The sequence below is a fragment of the Pseudoduganella sp. jia 9 genome, from assembly GCF_055502615.1.
In genome coordinates, this window is sequence record NZ_JBUPWE010000010.1 from 69372 (window position 1) to 85323 (window position 15952).

The 15952-nt window shown below is 65.7% G+C and carries 12 protein-coding genes and 2 tRNA genes; 11 read left to right on the forward strand and 3 right to left on the reverse strand.

All coding sequences use genetic code 11. From position 1 onward, the window contains the following. Nucleotides 1-423 precede the first annotated feature (423 nt). The 6 genes from ACY34H_RS14305 to ACY34H_RS14330 all read left to right on the forward strand — a co-directional run bounded on the left by ACY34H_RS14305 (nucleotide 424) and on the right by ACY34H_RS14330 (nucleotide 6247). Entirely contained in the window at nucleotides 424-1515 is a 1092-nt protein-coding gene (locus ACY34H_RS14305; protein WP_464978153.1) for a sensor histidine kinase, read from the forward strand. A 10-nt stretch (nucleotides 1516-1525) separates the two neighbouring features. Continuing rightward, complete coding sequence (locus ACY34H_RS14310) at nucleotides 1526-2305, forward strand: LytR/AlgR family response regulator transcription factor (RefSeq protein WP_464978154.1); 780 nt, start codon at nucleotides 1526-1528, stop codon at nucleotides 2303-2305. Nucleotides 2306-2386: 81 nt separating this feature from the next. After that, nucleotides 2387-2462, forward strand: a tRNA-Asn gene (locus ACY34H_RS14315). A 184-nt stretch (nucleotides 2463-2646) separates the two neighbouring features. Next, nucleotides 2647-4881 (forward strand): TonB-dependent receptor, encoded by a 2235-nt coding sequence (locus ACY34H_RS14320; protein ID WP_464978155.1) that lies wholly within the window; start codon nucleotides 2647-2649, stop codon nucleotides 4879-4881. Nucleotides 4882-4963: 82 nt separating this feature from the next. Then, nucleotides 4964-5039 (forward strand) — tRNA-Asn (locus ACY34H_RS14325). 410 nt (nucleotides 5040-5449) lie between these two features. Continuing rightward, the gene (locus ACY34H_RS14330; protein WP_464978156.1) at nucleotides 5450-6247 is read left to right on the forward strand and encodes a PEP-CTERM sorting domain-containing protein; all 798 of its coding nucleotides are present in this window, start codon (nucleotides 5450-5452) and stop codon (nucleotides 6245-6247) included. A 257-nt stretch (nucleotides 6248-6504) separates the two neighbouring features. On the opposite strand, the gene ACY34H_RS14335 is transcribed toward ACY34H_RS14330, so the two are convergent. Continuing rightward, nucleotides 6505-7026 (reverse strand): hypothetical protein, encoded by a 522-nt coding sequence (locus ACY34H_RS14335; protein ID WP_464978157.1) that lies wholly within the window; start codon nucleotides 7024-7026, stop codon nucleotides 6505-6507. A gap of 249 nt (nucleotides 7027-7275) precedes the next feature. On the opposite strand from ACY34H_RS14335, the gene ACY34H_RS14340 reads away from it, so the two are divergent. The 4 genes from ACY34H_RS14340 to ACY34H_RS14355 all read left to right on the forward strand — a co-directional run bounded on the left by ACY34H_RS14340 (nucleotide 7276) and on the right by ACY34H_RS14355 (nucleotide 13787). After that, entirely contained in the window at nucleotides 7276-8106 is an 831-nt protein-coding gene (locus tag ACY34H_RS14340) for a M15 family metallopeptidase (protein ID WP_464978158.1), read from the forward strand. A 75-nt stretch (nucleotides 8107-8181) separates the two neighbouring features. After that, nucleotides 8182-11970 carry a type VI secretion system membrane subunit TssM gene (gene tssM / locus ACY34H_RS14345; RefSeq protein WP_464978346.1) on the forward strand — a complete coding sequence of 1263 codons (3789 nt, stop codon included), beginning with the start codon at nucleotides 8182-8184 and terminating at the stop codon, nucleotides 11968-11970. Beyond that, entirely contained in the window at nucleotides 11967-12980 is a 1014-nt protein-coding gene (gene tagF, locus ACY34H_RS14350; RefSeq protein ID WP_464978159.1) for a type VI secretion system-associated protein TagF, read from the forward strand. Before tssM ends, tagF begins: the two co-directional genes overlap by 4 nt. Nucleotides 12981-12989: 9 nt before the next feature. Continuing rightward, nucleotides 12990-13787, forward strand: coding sequence for an OmpA family protein (locus tag ACY34H_RS14355; RefSeq protein WP_464978160.1), 798 nt, complete (start codon nucleotides 12990-12992; stop codon nucleotides 13785-13787). Between the two features lie 10 nt (nucleotides 13788-13797). On the opposite strand, the gene ACY34H_RS14360 is transcribed toward ACY34H_RS14355, so the two are convergent. Beyond that, nucleotides 13798-14574, reverse strand: a complete 777-nt coding sequence (locus tag ACY34H_RS14360; protein ID WP_464978161.1) for a DotU family type IV/VI secretion system protein — start codon at nucleotides 14572-14574, stop codon at nucleotides 13798-13800. A gap of 20 nt (nucleotides 14575-14594) precedes the next feature. Next, a complete protein-coding gene (gene tssJ, locus ACY34H_RS14365) occupies nucleotides 14595-15197 on the reverse strand; it encodes a type VI secretion system lipoprotein TssJ (RefSeq protein ID WP_464978162.1) in 603 nt (200 codons plus the stop codon). A 175-nt stretch (nucleotides 15198-15372) separates the two neighbouring features. Here tssJ and ACY34H_RS14370 point away from each other — a divergent pair, with 175 nt between their 5' ends. Further along, nucleotides 15373-15945, forward strand: a complete 573-nt coding sequence (locus tag ACY34H_RS14370; protein ID WP_464978163.1) for an outer membrane protein assembly factor BamD — start codon at nucleotides 15373-15375, stop codon at nucleotides 15943-15945. The last annotated feature ends 7 nt before the right edge of the window (nucleotides 15946-15952 follow it).

The following is a 15952-nucleotide window of genomic DNA, read 5'->3' on the forward strand; positions in this document are numbered from 1 at the left end:
GATATATTTGCTTCGATAGGCCCGGACGTACAACCAACCTGCGATGGGCATTCCGGCAGCCGGGAGCGTCGCAGGAAAGGAATCTACTGTTCGTTTGACCCAGAAATGGTGAAAGCGAAAAATGGTCCATACCGATGCTGGATCGGTATGGACCTTGTGACGGGAGAAGCGGGTACCTATGTTAGCTGCTGAGTCGTGTCCAAGTTGAGTCCGGACATGGGCAGTACGCCGGTAAAGGGCCACATGTAAATGTGGCCCTTTACTGGTGATGAACTGCGCGAAACAGCATTGCCGCTACTCCGCAGCATCTCGCTTCGCGCCATCCTGGCTTGTTTTACTGCATCCGATGGCGGTTTCGTCGCCCGGCCGTTGCCATAATCCCATTGCGGCAACAGAATGGCGGCTCACCCACTGCGAGCCGCCATGACCGATACCGCCACCCTCGACCGACCGCGCCCGGCACGCCGCTTCCCTTGGCGGCGTTTCGCCACCGATGCCTGCTGGATGCTGGTGCTGGTCGTGATCTGCGCCGTGATCATTACCTGGTCGTTCGGCGATGGCACCGGCTTCGGCATCAACCTGCTGGTCTCGGCCTGCATCGGCACGATCGCATTCGTCATCATCGATGGCGCACGGTTGGCATTCTGGGGACAGGCCGTGCGCCCGCACTGGCTGGCGTTCGCCGCCCTCATCGCGGTTGGCGTGCCGGTCGGACAGATTGGCGGCGCACGGCTGGCCGGCTGGCTGCTGGGGCGCGAGCTGACGTCGCTGCACACGCTGGGATCGGGCCGCACCACCGGCATGCTGGTGTTTACCCTGCTGGCCACGGGCGCCGTGACGCTGTTCTTCGCCAGCCGCGACCGGGTGGCGCGGGCCGAAGCGGCGGCCGCCGAAGAGCGGGCGCGCGCCGAGGCCGTCGAGCGCCAGGCACTGCAGGCGCAACTGCAACTGCTGCAGGCCCAGATCGAACCGCACATGCTGTTCAACACGCTGGCCAACCTGCAGGGCCTGATTGCGCTGGATCCGGAACGTGCCCAGCAGATGCTCGACCAGCTGATCCAGTACCTGCGGGCCACGCTGTCGTCGTCGCGCGCGCAATCGACCACGCTGGCGCAGGAATTCGCGCTGTTGCATGCGTATCTCGGCCTGATGTCGGTGCGCATGGGCGCCAGGCTCACGTATGCATTCGACTTGCCGGATGCCCTGCGTGGCGTCGAGATTCCGCCGATGCTGCTGCAGCCGCTGGTGGAAAACGCCATCGCGCACGGCCTGGAGCCGACCATCGATGGCGGCCATGTCCACGTGTCCGCCCGGCGCGAGGGAATGCTGCTGACCCTGTGCATCCAGGATAATGGCCGGGGCCTCGATGCGGGCCCGGGCAAGGCCGGCACGAGCCTGGGCCTGGCCAATACCCGCGCGCGCCTGGACGTGCTGTTCGGCGGGCGCTCCGCCGTCACGCTGCGCGCGGCCGATGGCGGCGGCGCGCTGGCCTGCATCGCCATTCCACTCGATTGAAAACCAGACCATGACGACTGCCCTGATTGCCGAAGACGAACCGATCCTCGCCGCCACGCTGGCGGCCAGCCTGAAGCGGCTGTGGCCCGGCCTGGAGATCGTGGCCACGTGCCCGCACGGTGTTGCCGCCCTGGCCGAAGCGCTGGCGCGCCAGCCAGACGTGCTGTTCCTCGACATCAAGATGCCCGGCAAGACGGGACTCGAGGTGGCGGAGGAGCTGGCGGAGCAATGGCAAGGCGAAAAACCGTTTCCGCAGATCGTGTTCGTCACCGCCTATGACGAGTTCGCGGTGCGGGCGTTCGACAACGCGGCCGCCGACTACGTGCTGAAGCCGGTCAGCGACGAGCGGCTCGGCCGCACTGTGCAGCGGCTGCGCCAGCGCCTGGAAGCTCAGCCTGGCGGCGGCATGGATGCCTTGCTGGCGCAATTGCGGGCACTGGCACGGCCCGTTCAGCCTTCGGTCGAGCGGCTGACCGTGATCCGCGCCGCCGTCGGCAACCAGGTGAAAATGATTCCGGTGGCCGATGTGATCTATTTCGAAGCGACCGACAAGTACGTCAACGTGGTCACGGCGGAAGGGGAGGCGCTGATCCGCGCCAGCCTGAAGGAACTGCTGCCGCAGCTGGACGACCGGCAGTTCTGGCAGGTCCACCGGGGCACGATCGTCAATGCGCCCTGCGTACTCAGTGCGGTCAAGGATGAGGCGGGCAAGCTGGCGCTGAACATGAAGCATCGGCAGGAGCGGGTGCGCTTCAGCCCGCTGTATGCGCACCTGTTCCGCCAGATGTAGCCGCGTTGTGCGGTGTCACGACACTTCGTTTGAAAATGGTGTTGTCGATCTGGATTGGCGCCGCTATAATGCGGCCTCTTTTCCCTGATAGCTCAGTCGGTAGAGCGACGGACTGTTAATCCGCAGGTCCCTGGTTCGAGTCCAGGTCGGGGAGCCAGAATTTTAAAAGCCGCGTTCATCGCGGCTTTTTGTTATCCGCGGCAATGACAGAATTACAGGTAGTTGGCAGTGCGTACATACAGAGACGGAGCCGAGCCGTTGGGCATCCGCACGAGGACGTTAAAAAATCCGGAGACAGCGTTGACCACCCTTGCAGCATTATTCTTAACCCAGGAAGGCAAATGATGAAACTGTCCAAGATGCACAAGCGTCTCCTCGCGCTGACGGCCGCGCTGCCGATGGCCGCCATGGCCCAGGACGCTACCCAGGCAAACACCGAACAAACCACCCAGCAGGCTGCCCAGCAGCCGGTCGCCAGCGGCCAGCTGGAAACCGTGACCGTGACGGCCCAGCGCCGTGCCGAGAACATCAAGGAAGTGCCGGTATCGGTGTCGATGCTGCAACACGAAAAGCTGGACGTCATCCTGTCCGGCGGCCAGGACGTGCGCGTACTCGCCGGCAAGACGCCCAGCCTGAACGTGGAATCGTCGACGGGCCGTGTGTTCCCGCGCTTCTACATCCGCGGCTACGGCAATGCCGACTTCTCGATCTTCGCTTCGCAGCCCGTGTCGCTGATCTATGACGACGTGGTGCAGGAAAACCCGATCCTGAAGGGTTATCCGATGTTCGACCTGGCCAACATCGAAGTGCTGCGCGGCCCGCAGGGCACGCTGTTCGGCCGCAACACCCCGGCCGGAGTGGTGAAGTTCGAATCCGCCAAGCCCAGCCTGAAAGGCGTGGAAGGCTACTACAACTTCTCCGTGGCCACCCACGGCACCACCAACGTCGAAGGCGCGGCCAACATCCCGCTGTCGAACGAATGGGCGATGCGCGTTTCCACCCTGCGCCAGCACCGCGACGACTACGTTGCCAACGGCTTCACCGATGGCCGCGATTCGCTGGATGGCTACAACGAGCACGCCGAGCGCGTGCAGGTGCTGTACCAGCCGAACGGCGCGTTCAACGCGCTGTTCAATGTGCACCAGCGCACCACGACGGGCAATTCGCGCCTGTTCCAGGCCAATATCATCAAGAAGGGCAGCAACCAGCTGGTCGACAACTACGACGAGCGCATGGTGTTCACCAACGGCCAGAACTACCAGAACCTGACCACGCGCGGCGGCAATGTGCGCCTGTCGTGGGACCTGGGCGCGGTGAAGCTGTACTCGGTAACCGGCTACGAGTCGATCGCGGAGTACAACAGCCGCGGCGACATCGACGGCGGCAATCCGGTCTACGGCCCGGGCGTGGTGCCGTTCCAGGTGGAGACGGCTTCCGTGCTGCCGGACCTGAAGCAGTACACGCAGGAATTCCGTGTCGAATCGAAGCAGGCCGGCCCGATGAGCTGGCAGGCAGGCGTGTACTACTTCGACGAAGACGCCACCGGCGGCAGCGACAACTTCAACACTGCTGGCGCGCGCACCAGCCGCGTAGTCAGCAACCAGCGCAACAAGGCCTGGGCGGCATTCGGTTCCGTGAACTACGCGGTCACCGATGCACTGACCGTGCGCGGCGGCCTGCGCTACACCAACGACAAGAAGGACTTCCGCACCATCGAAGCGAGCGGCACCACGCTGCAGGGCCCGTCGACGATCAACGCGGAACGCCACAAGACCAACTGGGATCTGTCGGCAACGTATGCGATCAACCCGGACGTGTCCGCCTACGCCCGCGTGGCAACGGGCTTCCGCGCACCGTCGATCGGCGCGCCTTCCGCTTCCGGCCCGGCCACCATCGCCGATGCGGAAACCATTACGTCGTATGAGGCCGGCATCAAGGCCGACCTGCTGAACCGCCGCGCCCGCGCTTCGCTGTCGATCTTCGACTATGACGTGAAGGACCAGCAGCTGACGGTCGTCGGCGGCAACTCCAACGTGACCGCGCTGATCAACGCCGAGAAGACCAAGGGCCGCGGCATCGAAGCCGAGATCGAAGGCTTCGTCACGCCGGACTTCAAGGTGGCGGCATCGACCAGCTACAACTACACGAAGATCCAGGATCCTTCGCTGTCGGTCAACAAATGCGCCCAGTGCACGGTGATCGACCCGATCAACGCCGCCGGCCGCGTCGTCATCGACGGCAATGCGCTGCCGCAGGCGCCGAAGTGGATCGTCAACCTGTCGGCCCGCTACAACTGGCCGCTGGCCGAAGGCAACCTGTTCGTGCTGACCGACTGGTCGTACCGCAGCAAGGTCAACTTCTTCCTGTACGAGGCGAAGGAGTTCACCGGCGCGCCGCTGACGGAAGGCGGCCTGCGCATCGGCTACAACTGGCAGGGCGGCAAGTATGAAGTGGCCGCGTTCGGCCGCAACATCACCGACCAGCGCCGCATCACGGGCGCGATCGACTTCAACAACCTGACCGGCTTCGTCAACGAGCCGCGCCAGTGGGGTGTGCAGCTGAAAGGTCTCTTCTAAGAGATCGTTGTTTGATGCCGCTGGCAAGGAAAGCACTTTTTCTTGCCAGCGGTCAAAGTGGCCGCTATAATACGGCCTCTTTTCCCTGATAGCTCAGTCGGTAGAGCGACGGACTGTTAATCCGCAGGTCCCTGGTTCGAGTCCAGGTCGGGGAGCCAGAATACAAAAAGCCCAGCAGCGATGCTGGGCTTTTGACGTTTACGGTGCGGTTCCCGCAGCACAGGCGCGGTTTTCAACGACGGAACGTTACCACCGGCTGATGCCGCAACCAGACGGCGCTGGCTTGTCCCTACGCCACCGCGAGACAGGCACGCCTGACAGGTGTGTGCGTCGAACTCCTTGACACCATTTCTCCCCTCGATCTTCGGCAAATGCGGCATTTGAGGCCGGATGCGGACCGCGCTGACCGGCGCCCTGGTGTCTTGATTGTCGAATGCAAGAAACCCCATGTCGGCAAAACTTACCCGGCAGTGATGCCGCCCTCCGAACCCGCGCGGGCACGAGATATGCAACGGTAAAGGCGAGAAGATCGAACGCTCATTTACCAACGTCTATCGAGAGGACAATCATGAAAAGCACACTGAAAACGCCTGTGTGGGCCAGCGTCGCCGTCGCGTCGGCACTGGGATGCATCCCCCTGACATCGCAGGCGACCTTGATGCTGGCGGGGCAGATCAGGCAGATCGGTGGTACCACGGTCCAGTTTTGTGCCAGCGACAATAACAACCCTTCCTGCTCTTACGGGGGGAGTATCCAGGATGTGGACAGTACCGGCATGGTATTGCAACTGGGCGGTACGACCCCCGGACCTGTCAATATCAACAACGTGATGGTCAGCGGATCGCTGCACCGTCAGACCATCGGCAATCCGGATATTCTCGACAGCAGCTCGCTCAGCGTCATCAACAACAGCGGATTCACAGTCGAGGTCGACGTCGCCGTCGGGGGGAACGGTTACTCGGATATCGCCTCGCTCTCTACCTCCGCCAGTGGTACTTTCCTGCTGTCGAGCGGTTCGACGGTGACGAACGAATGGTGGATCAGGCCCGGCAATTCGCAGCCCGGCGTCGACCCCTTCGACCCGTCGCGGCCGGGTACGCGTATCCATCTTTTCACCGACACGGCAGGCACCGATGCCTATTCCTACTCGAACAGCAGCGGGCCGAATCCTTTTCCTGTCGTGGGAGCGTATGGACTCGAAGAAATCTTCCGCTTCACGCTGGCCCCTGGCGGCAGCCTGACAAGCCGCGGGCAGGTGGCGATCGGCTTCCAGGAGGAAGTTCCCGAACCGGCTTCGCTCGCGCTGGTTGGCCTGGGCGGGCTGGCATTGGCGTTCGTGCGCCGGCACAAGGCACGCAAGACATAGTGTCGACTGCCATTCCAGGCAGTTGAAGCTTCCCACCGCCCAGCGTTGTGCCGCGCTGGGCTTTTGTGTTTCTGGGGGAATCACGCACTCAACTGCCCACCGCCGGCCTTGCCGAGACCGGCATTACCCCCGTGCTGTTCGAGGAACTCGCGCCGTTCCATGTTGCGGCGTGCTTGGCGTGAGGGGGCGCGCGAACGAGTGAGGCTGGGCACAAACATGAGTGCAGCCGCATCGCGCGGCCGCCGGAGGAGACGGCGTTATTCAATGTGGCAGGCCCCGCCAGCACTGCTACTGCAGATGCGAATGCGGCACAGCCGGCCTTCTTCGCCACCGACACGCCGGCAGCGCTGCAGCAGGCTTTCGGTGGTGTCGCCAGCGCGTGTTTCGACGACGTCGTGATCGCCCGCATGGGCCATAAGGGCGGATAGCAAGGCAACATCCGTATCCCGTATTGCAACGGAGGCGCGGCGCGGCTTTTCGTGCATTTCCGCCCTGCGTTTCGGTTTTGCCTTCTGCTTGGCCGGCTGCCGGGTCACGACCGCGCGGCCAGGACGCATCACGATCGTCGCGATCGGGGCTGGCACCGCTTGCGGCCTTGGCGAAGCGGCAGCGGTCGGCTGCGGCGCTTCGTCGACAATGGCCGCCGCCGCGGTTTCCGCCACCGCTGCGGGCTCCGGCTGCGGCGGGGTGGCCTGCGCGAGTGGCGGCAGCGTTTCCTGCACGATCACAGGCGACGGCCCGCTGTACAGCCACCACGCCAGCAGCGCACCGATCAGCATACCGGCGCTCACCACCAGCGCGGCGCCGCGGCCAGCCGACGGCGTGGAGTCGGCGATGTGCCGCGGCGGCTCCGCGGCCTTGTGTTCGAGTCTGGCCAATATGCCCCTGCCGGTTTTCGATGAATCCAAGGTTGTCCTCCAAAGCTTGATGTAGGCGCTTGCGCGGGCCGGGCCGTGGCTTACGATGGGCAGCCCGTTCGCCGGTCAGTGTCGCGCGGAAACTTTTTAATCATGTTGACGGAGCGCACCATGTTTCTCCTTTCCATGCTGCTGTTGTTCATGGCCGCTTGCCTGGCCGGCTGGCTGCTGGTCTTTCCGGCAGGGCGCGACGCCGCCGGCGCGGCGGTGATGCGGCTAAGCCGCGATGCCGATCGCGCCTGGCGGGGCATCAATACGCAAGGCGCGCAAGGCCTGCTGTTGGCTGGCCGCGGCGTGCGGGCCTCGCTTGCCCGGGCAGCACGGCTGGTGTGGCGCTACCCGCTGCTGACCGGCGGCTGCGCCGTACTGGTGCTGCTGCCGCCACTGGCGGCGCTGCTGCTGGCCGGGCGCACGGCGCTACCCGGCGTCCCCGTCCAGGACCACGCCGTCAACGAACAGGTGGCCGAACTGCTGCGCGGCGAACGGCTGGCCGCACCCATGCCGTTGCCACCCGCCGTCTTTACTACCGCCGACGTGACGCTGGTGCGCCCGCAACTGGCCAGTGCCAACCGCAACTGGGATCTGCTCGACCCGGAATTCACGCAGCGGCTGCTGCTGGTGTTCAAGATCATGCGCGACCAGTACGGCTACGAGATGGTGCTGCTGGAGGGCTACCGCAGCCCGGAGCGGCAGAACCGGTTGGCCGACGCCGGCGGGCACGTCACGAATGCGCGGGCGTTCCAGAGCTGGCACCAGTTCGGCCTGGCGGGCGACTGTGCCTTCCTGCGCAACGGCAAGGTCGTGATCTCGGAAAAGGATCCCTGGGCGATGCGTGGTTACGCGCTGTACGGGCAAGTGGCCGAAGCGGCCGGGCTGACGTGGGGCGGGCGCTGGAGAATGATGGATTTTGGCCATGTGGAATTGCGCACACGCCGCCGCTGAAGTTGCGGCAAGTCAATAAATTTCCCATGGGATAGTGGCACCATCATCCGATCCGAAACGAACGGGTGCCACATGATGCGACGAATCTGGCTGTTCCTGACGGACTCCCGTCACTTTGCGATCCTCGGCCTGGCTGCGATGGCAGGTCTCTATTATCTTGGCGCCGAACTGATGGAGCTGGCGCTGATCTGGGTGATCGCGGCCACCTGCGCGACCGTCCTTCTGTGGCTGCTGGTGCGATGGTTGCGGCGTGCGCTGGCGGCGCGTCACGCCGCGCGGCTGGCAGGGGCCATCGAGGACACTTCCGAAGTTGCCGGCGCCTCCAGCGACGACGTGGATGTGCTGCGTACCGGCCTGCTGGACGCGATCGACACGATCCGCAATTCGAAGCTTGGCATCACGGCCGGCAGCAGGGCCCTGTACGAACTGCCGTGGTACATGATCATCGGGAATCCCGCCGCGGGCAAGAGCAGCGCCCTCGTCAACTCCGGCCTGCAGTTCCCGATCGACGGGAACAAGGTGGTGCGCGGCGTGGGCGGCACCCGCAACTGCGACTGGTTCTTTACCACCGAAGGCATCGTGCTCGATACCGCGGGCCGCTATGCGGTCGACGACGAGCACCGCGCCGAGTGGCACGGCTTTCTCGACCTGCTCAAGAAATACCGTGCCCGTGCGCCGGTCAACGGCATCCTGGTTGCCGTCAGCATCGCCGAACTGCGTAGCGCCGACGCCGATGCCGGGATCCGGCTGGCACGCAGCCTGCGCAAGCGGGTGCAGGACCTGATCGAGCGGCTGCAGGTGTTCGCGCCCGTCTATGTGGTGTTCACGAAGGCCGACCTGATCGCCGGCTTCGCCGAGTTCTTCGCGCCGTTCGAGCGGGCCGAGCGCGAACGGCCGTGGGGCGCCACGATGCCTTACCAGCGCAAGGCCGGCACGCAGGAAATCCTGGCATTCTTCGATAGCGCATTCGACGAGTTGCACGAGGGCCTGAAGGAGACCTGCATCGCCAACATGTCGCTGCAGCGGCGCGACGGCCCGCCTTCCGGCATCTTCACGTTCCCGCTCGAGTTCTCGTCGCTGCGGGTGTCGCTGCGTGCGTTCCTGGCCACCTTGTTCGAGGAAAATCCATTTCAGTTCAAGCCGGTGTTCCGCGGCTTTTACTTCACCAGCGCGCTGCAGGAAGGCGTGCCCGCATCCGCGCAGTCGCGCCATGTGACGGAGCGCTTCGCCCTGTCGCTCCAGGCCGAGCCGGCGCAGGCGCAACCCGGCGAGGTGCGCGAGGTACGCCAGGCCGGCTACTTCCTGCTGAACCTGTTCCGCAAGGTGATCTTCGAAGACCGCAACCTGGTATCCCAATACGCCAGCCGCAGCAAGCTCCAGTTCAAGTATGCCGCGTTCATCGCGGTGGCCGTGGCGCTCGGCGTATCGCTGGCGGGGTGGAGCTGGTCCTACCTCGGCAACCGGCAACTGCTGGCCGCCGTGCAGGGGGATCTCGACAAGGTCGTGAGGCTGCAGGATCGCCGCCTCGACCTGCAATCGCGGCTGGAAGCACTGGACGTGCTGCAGCGGCGCATCGAACAGCTCGGAAAATATCGCCAGGACCGGCCATGGGCGTTGTCGCTCGGCCTCTACCAGGGCGAGCTGCTCGAGCGCAAGCTGCGCGAGGAGTTCTTTGGCGGCGTGCGCGAGGTGATGGTCCGGCCGGTGGCCGCCAACCTGGAGGCGCTGCTGTACGAGATGAACGCCAGCGCCGACCAGCTGGTTGCGCCCGCGGCGACCTTGCAGCAACAGGTGCAGCCACCCGTGCAGCAGCCGGCGCGCGCCTATGCCGATGCGTCGCCGACCAACGTGGAGGATGCCTACAACGCGCTGAAGACCTACCTGATGCTGGCCGATCCGGCGCACGCCGAAGCGGGCCACCTGAACGACCAGTTGACGCGCTTCTGGCGCGGCTGGCTGGAAGCCAACCGCGGCACGATGCCGCGCGAGCAGATGATCCGCAGCGCCGAGCGGCTGCTGACGTTCCATCTGGCGCAGGCCGGCGACCCGTCGTGGCCGCGGATCGAGCAGAAGCTGGCGCTGGTGGACACGGCGCGCGAGAACCTGCGGCGCGTGGCGCGCGGCATGCCGGCTCGCGACCGGGTGTATGCCGAGATCCGTGCCCGCGCCGCGACGCGCTTTCCGGCGATGACGGTGGGCCGCATCGTCGGCGAGCAGGACGCGGCGCTGGTGCAGGGGAGCCACGCGATCTCCGGCACGTTCACCCGCGAGGCCTGGGGAAAATACGTGGCCGGCGCGATCCGCGAAGTGTCGGCGAAGGAACTGCAAAGCACCGACTGGGTCCTGAAGACGTCCAGCCGCGACGACCTGACGCTGGAGGGCAGCCCGGAACAGATCGAAAAGAACCTGGTCGCCATGTACAAGGCCGACTACACGCGCGAATGGCAGAAATTCGTGCAGGGTATCGCGATCGCCGACATGAACGGCTTCAACGGCGCCGTGGCGGCGATGAACCGGCTCGGCGATCCGCAGGCTTCGCCGATCGCGAAAATCCTGGACACGATCCACGAGCAGACCGCCTGGGACAATCCGACGGTGCTGAACGCGCAAATGAAGGAAGCGCAGACCGGCTTCCTCAACTGGATCAGGACGCGCGTAATGCAGCGCGCGCCGTCGTCGGTGAACGGCAGCGTCAACATCCAGTTGGGCGGCATCGGTTTCGACAGGGTACTCGGCCCGGTCGGCCGCGAATTCGCCCCGGTCGCGCGGATCGTCGGCAAGCATGACAAGGATGCCTCGCTGCTGCGCTCCTACCTGGACACGCTGTCGCGCCTGCGCACCCGCCTGAACGTGCTGAAGAACCAGGGCGACCCCGGCCCGGGTGCCAAGGCCTTCATGCAGCAGACGCTGGAAGGCAGCGGCTCCGAGCTGGCCGACGCCTTGCGCTTCGTCGACGAGCAGATGCTGAACGGGATCAGCGACACGCAAAAAAGCGCGATCCGGCCGCTGCTGGTGCGGCCGCTGATGCAGACCTTCGCCGTGATCGTCGGCCCGGCCGAGACGGAAATCAACAAGACCTGGCTGGCGCAGGTGTACGAGCCGTTCAACCGCACGCTGGCCGGCAAGTATCCGTTCTCGCCATCGGCCCGCATCGAAGCGAGCCAGGCGGAAATTGCCCAGTTCTTCGGCCCGGAAGGGCTGGTCGCGAAATTCGTCAACACGTCGATGGGGCCGCTGGTACTAAGGCGAGGCGACGTGCTGGCGCCGCGCACCTGGGCCGACATGGGCATCACGCTGCAGCCGCAGGCGGTGCAGCGCTTTCCGGGCTGGGTGGCGGCCGCCGGCGCGGCCGCCGCGCCGGCACAAACCGTGTTCCAGATCCTGCCGATTCCGTCACCCGGCACGATCGAGTACACGGTGGAGATCGATGGCCAGCAGCTGCGCTACCGGAACACGCCGCCGCAATGGGCCAGCATGGTTCACCCCGGCACGCAGGGCGTGCCGGGCGCGCGCATCACGGCAGTCGCGTTCGACGGCCGCAACGTCGAGTTGTTCAGCGAAGCCGGCCAGTTCGGCCTGAAACGGCTGATCGAGGCAGCCGAGAAGAAGCGCAAGGAGGGCGGCGTGCACGAGCTGCGCTGGAGCGCCGACGGCCTGAGCGTCGCGGTCGACCTGCGTATCACCAGCAGCCCGACCGTCGCCAGCGACGCGGCGGCACCGCAGCAGGGTTTCTCCGGCATGCGCTTGCCGGAAACGATCGTCGGCGGCGCGCCGTCGACCGTCACACACGGCGGGCGCACGGAAGGTGCGCCGGCGGCAATCGCCCAGGCGGCGGCAGCAACGATGGAAGGAGTACAGCAATGAGCACGTTCCGTATCGGCTATTTCGGCAAGCTGCCGGCCCGTTCCGACTTCGTCAAGGGTGGCGCGCAGCACGAACTCGCCGGCCTGATCGACGAATGGCTGGCCGGCATGATGACCCAGCTGACCACCAACCCGCGCTGGAAACAGCATTACGACGCTGCGCAGCCACTGCATTTCGCCTTTGTCGGGCCGCGCAGCCATGTGGCGGTGGCCGGCCACCTGGCGGCCAGCAACGACCAGTCGGGCCGCCGCTTCCCCTTCATCGCGATGGGCACGCTGGAAGTGCCGCGTCCCGAGTCCTTCCTTCCCGCCAGCCCGCTGGCGCTCGCGCCGCTGTGGCAGCAACTGGGCACGCTGGCGGACGACGTGCTGTCGGCCGCCGATCCCGCCGCGCCGCTGCAGGCACTGAACAAGGCGGTACTCGGTACCGATGCCGCCAGTGAAGGCCATGCCGCCGCGCTGGAACGCTTCACCGCCGACACAGACGTGGCCACGCTGGAAAGCCTGCTGGGATATCGCCCGCAGGGCAGCCATGGTACGCATGGTACGCATGGCATGCACGGCGAACATCGCGGTTCGGTACGCGGCATCGTGCTGGGCATCGGCCTGCTGCTGCAGCCATTCGCCTGGAGCGGCAAGAATGAGCTGGAGCGCGGGCTTGTGTTGCCGCTGCCCGGTGCGCCGGAACAGCGGCCCGCCGTGGCGGCATTCTGGCTGGCGCTGATCGCGCCGTTCCTGCGGCGCGCCGAGATCGAACTGGCGCTGTTCGTCACCGAGATCGGCGCGCGGCCGATGCTGGTCGTCGGCTTCTCCGGTGCCTCGGCGGGAGCGCTGCAGGCAATCATCGATCCGGAGGCAGCGCCCGGTCAGTTGATCGGCTTCGACGACACGGCCTGGGTCGATGACATGATCGCCAGGGATCACACCGTGCAGCGGCTGTCTGACTGCCTGGCGCAGGGCAGCCTGTCGCTCGCCGCCGCACGCGAGCTGTTCCGCGAGACCTTTGCCTGACGGGAGAACATGATGACGAAAGCAAGGCAGTCCATGCGAGTGGCGGTACTGGCCGGCCTGGCGCTGGCGGCAAGCGGTGCCGCGGCGCAGATGCCCGGGCCGGCCAGCCCGATGCCGGGCCAGGTGCTGGTCAGCGGTACGTTGCCGGACGAAGCCAGCAAGGCCGCGATGCTGGCGCGCGTGCGCGAGCTGTACGGAGCGGAGCGGGTGGTGGACCAGGTCGCGATCGGCAACGTGGTGCAGCCGCCGAACTGGAACGGCTATGTGCAGAAGCTGATCAATCCGAACCTGAAGCTGATCAGCCGGGGCCAGCTGAAGGTGGACGGCAACAACGTCAGCGTGCAGGGTGAAGTGGCGAACGAGGCACAGCGCCAGCGCATCGCCGGCGACATCGCCGCCAGCCTGAATCCCACGTATCTCGTCAAGAACGGCTTGCGGGTCAGCGCCGCCGAGCAGAACCTGCTCGATGCCACGCTGGCCAGGCGCATCATCGAGTTCGAGAGCGGGCAGGCGGTGATCCGGCCGTCCGGCCTGCAGATCCTGGACGAGATGGCTGCCGCGTTGCTGAAAGTTCAAGGCAAGAAGGTGGAAGTGATCGGCCATACGGACAATACCGGACTGCGCGAAAGCAACCTGTCGCTGTCGCTCGCGCGCGCCGAAGCGGTGCGCACTTACCTGGCCGCAAAGGCCATCGACACGGCGCTGATCAGCGTATCGGGCCAGGGGCCGGACCGCCCCGTCGCCGACAATGCGACGGCGGATGGGCGGGCCCGCAACCGCCGCATCGAGTTCCGCGTCGCCGATTGACGGTCCGTGATCACGGCAGCGTGATCGTCAGGCTGGCCGGGCGGGGCGCCAGCTTGACGAGGTCGGAATAGGCGGCCATCGCATGCTGCGTATCGCGGTTCAGCGACGTGCGCAGCCCCGTGAATACGCCCAGGCCGACCAGCGCGAACACGGCGGAAACGGCCCATAGCGGCATGTCGCTGCGCAATTTGTTGGTCACCTGGTCGGGGCGCGCGGCACGCGGCGCGAAGCCTTTGCTCTTGCCCTTGATGTGGGCGATCTCGTCGCCCAGGCGCACTGTCGTGTAGGCCAGCCTGTCGCTGTTGTCCATCCCGTGCCGGCCCTGGTAGCCCAGCAGCAGGCACATGTGGAACACCTGCAGCGACTGCAGCCGCGCGCCGCCCTTGCCGCGCAATGCCTCGAGCCGGCCGTAGAAGTTCTCGCCGGCGAGCTGGTCGCCGAACACCGTCAACTGAAGCGGGTGCCGTTCCCATGTGTCGCGCAGCGGCGACGTGGATGACAGCAGGACTTCATCCAGCGCGGCACACCAGGCGTACTTGGCCGCCTCGATGTCCTCGCTGTCGGCACGCAGCTTCTTCGCCTCGCGATCGAAGTCGTTCAGGAAGGCGCTGATGCGCGGCATGAACTCCGCGTCGGAGGGCGGCAGGCAGCTCGTCTTCAGCAGGTAAAGCATGTGGAAGCCTTCGTGCATCAGGTCGAGCAGCGAGTGGATGCGCGTGCCGTCCGGCGTGACGGGGCGGCCGCTGAACAGGGATGGCGCGGCGCGCCGTTCGATTTGTGTCGTCATGGTGTTCTCCTGGTGAGTGTTCAGGCGCAGTGCGCCATGGTTGGCGGCCGGGCCACTTGCGGCTGGCGTGCCGCGGCACCCTGGCCGACCGTCAGCGCGCAGGCATGCAGCCCGATCGTGATCCCGGCCTTCTCGGCATCGGCGGCGGAAAAGGCCGCGCGCCAGCGCTGGCCGTCGGGCGCGCGGAACAATGCCACCACGCCGACATAGCCGGCTTCCCGGCTGACTTTTTCCGTCACCTCGTAGCGCTGGCCTGGAATCAGCAGCACCTCCTTCACTTCCACCAGGTCGGGCCCCAGCAGCTCGCGTTCGGCCTGGGTGCTGGCGGAGCCGGCATAGGCTGCGTACGACAGGCGCTCGAACGCTTCGGCCTGGCGCAGCTTGTAGATGCGCGCCACCAGCGCCAGCGGTGGCCCGCCGTTGCCGCTGTTGAGGGCAGGCGCGGCATGCAGCCGGATGGTCACGCTGCGCGGCGGTTTTTGCGCATCGGGCGGTTCGGGCGGCCGGTTGATGCCGGCGACCTGCAGCACGGCCCCGGCGATCGATGCGCCCGCGCAGCCGGCCAGCGTCGCCACCGTGACGGCCGCTGCGACGGCCGCTGAGATACATGCGCTTGCCTTCATGTTTGCTCCTTGGTGGTTGATTGATGTGCCGATGTGGGTCGGTTACCCATTTAACCGGTCCAGCCCTCGGTCAAACTTGCGTTCACGCAACTACCATTGCATTGATTGCGTCAACGCAACCTCTCCTACAGGCAACTCTTCAATAATGGCTTCACCCCATTGCATGGAGGAAACCATGAAGACACACCTGATCACCTGCCTGGCCAGCGCGCTGTTGTTGTCGGCCTGCGCCAGCACCACCCCCACCGACGCTACCGCCGTACCGGCGTCGGCAACACTCGACGCGGCGATGGCCGACGCCGAGCGCAGCGTTGCCGCCGGCGATGCCGACAAGGCCTACACGATCCTGCGCAGCGCCGGCAGCCGTTTCCCGGCCGAGAAGGCACCGTGGGTGCAGATCGCGCAACTGAAATTCGATCGCGGCAGCTACGGCGATGCGATCACGCATGCGCTCGAGGCGCTGCAGCGCGATCCCAACGACCGGCAGGGCAACAGCATCGTTGCCGTTGCCGGCCTGCGCCTGTCGACCAAGGCCGTGGCGGACCTGAGCCAGCAGAACCACCTGGGCGGCCCGCTGCGCACCGAAGCCCAGCAACTGGCGAACCTGCTGCGCACCACGCTGGGCGAAGAAGTGCTGGTGCCGAACAAGAGTGCCAAGCCGCCAGTGAAGAAACCTGCGGGCGGCGGAGCCAAGCGCACCGTGGCCAATCAAACGACCAGCGCCGATCCGTTCGGCGCACTGAAATAGGAGCAGC

Coding starts and splice junctions, on each gene's coding strand:
- tssM (WP_464978346.1), top strand. CDS start 8,182: ATGCGACGAATCTGGCTGTTCCTGACGGACTCCCGTCACTTTGCGATC.
- ACY34H_RS14320 (WP_464978155.1), top strand. CDS start 2,647: ATGATGAAACTGTCCAAGATGCACAAGCGTCTCCTCGCGCTGACGGCC.
- ACY34H_RS14340 (WP_464978158.1), top strand. CDS start 7,276: ATGTTTCTCCTTTCCATGCTGCTGTTGTTCATGGCCGCTTGCCTGGCC.
- ACY34H_RS14310 (WP_464978154.1), top strand. CDS start 1,526: ATGACGACTGCCCTGATTGCCGAAGACGAACCGATCCTCGCCGCCACG.
- ACY34H_RS14305 (WP_464978153.1), top strand. CDS start 424: ATGACCGATACCGCCACCCTCGACCGACCGCGCCCGGCACGCCGCTTC.
- ACY34H_RS14335 (WP_464978157.1), bottom strand. CDS start 7,026: ATGCTGATCGGTGCGCTGCTGGCGTGGTGGCTGTACAGCGGGCCGTCG.
- ACY34H_RS14355 (WP_464978160.1), top strand. CDS start 12,990: ATGATGACGAAAGCAAGGCAGTCCATGCGAGTGGCGGTACTGGCCGGC.
- ACY34H_RS14360 (WP_464978161.1), bottom strand. CDS start 14,574: ATGACGACACAAATCGAACGGCGCGCCGCGCCATCCCTGTTCAGCGGC.
- ACY34H_RS14330 (WP_464978156.1), top strand. CDS start 5,450: ATGAAAAGCACACTGAAAACGCCTGTGTGGGCCAGCGTCGCCGTCGCG.
- ACY34H_RS14370 (WP_464978163.1), top strand. CDS start 15,373: ATGAAGACACACCTGATCACCTGCCTGGCCAGCGCGCTGTTGTTGTCG.
- tagF (WP_464978159.1), top strand. CDS start 11,967: ATGAGCACGTTCCGTATCGGCTATTTCGGCAAGCTGCCGGCCCGTTCC.
- tssJ (WP_464978162.1), bottom strand. CDS start 15,197: ATGAAGGCAAGCGCATGTATCTCAGCGGCCGTCGCAGCGGCCGTCACG.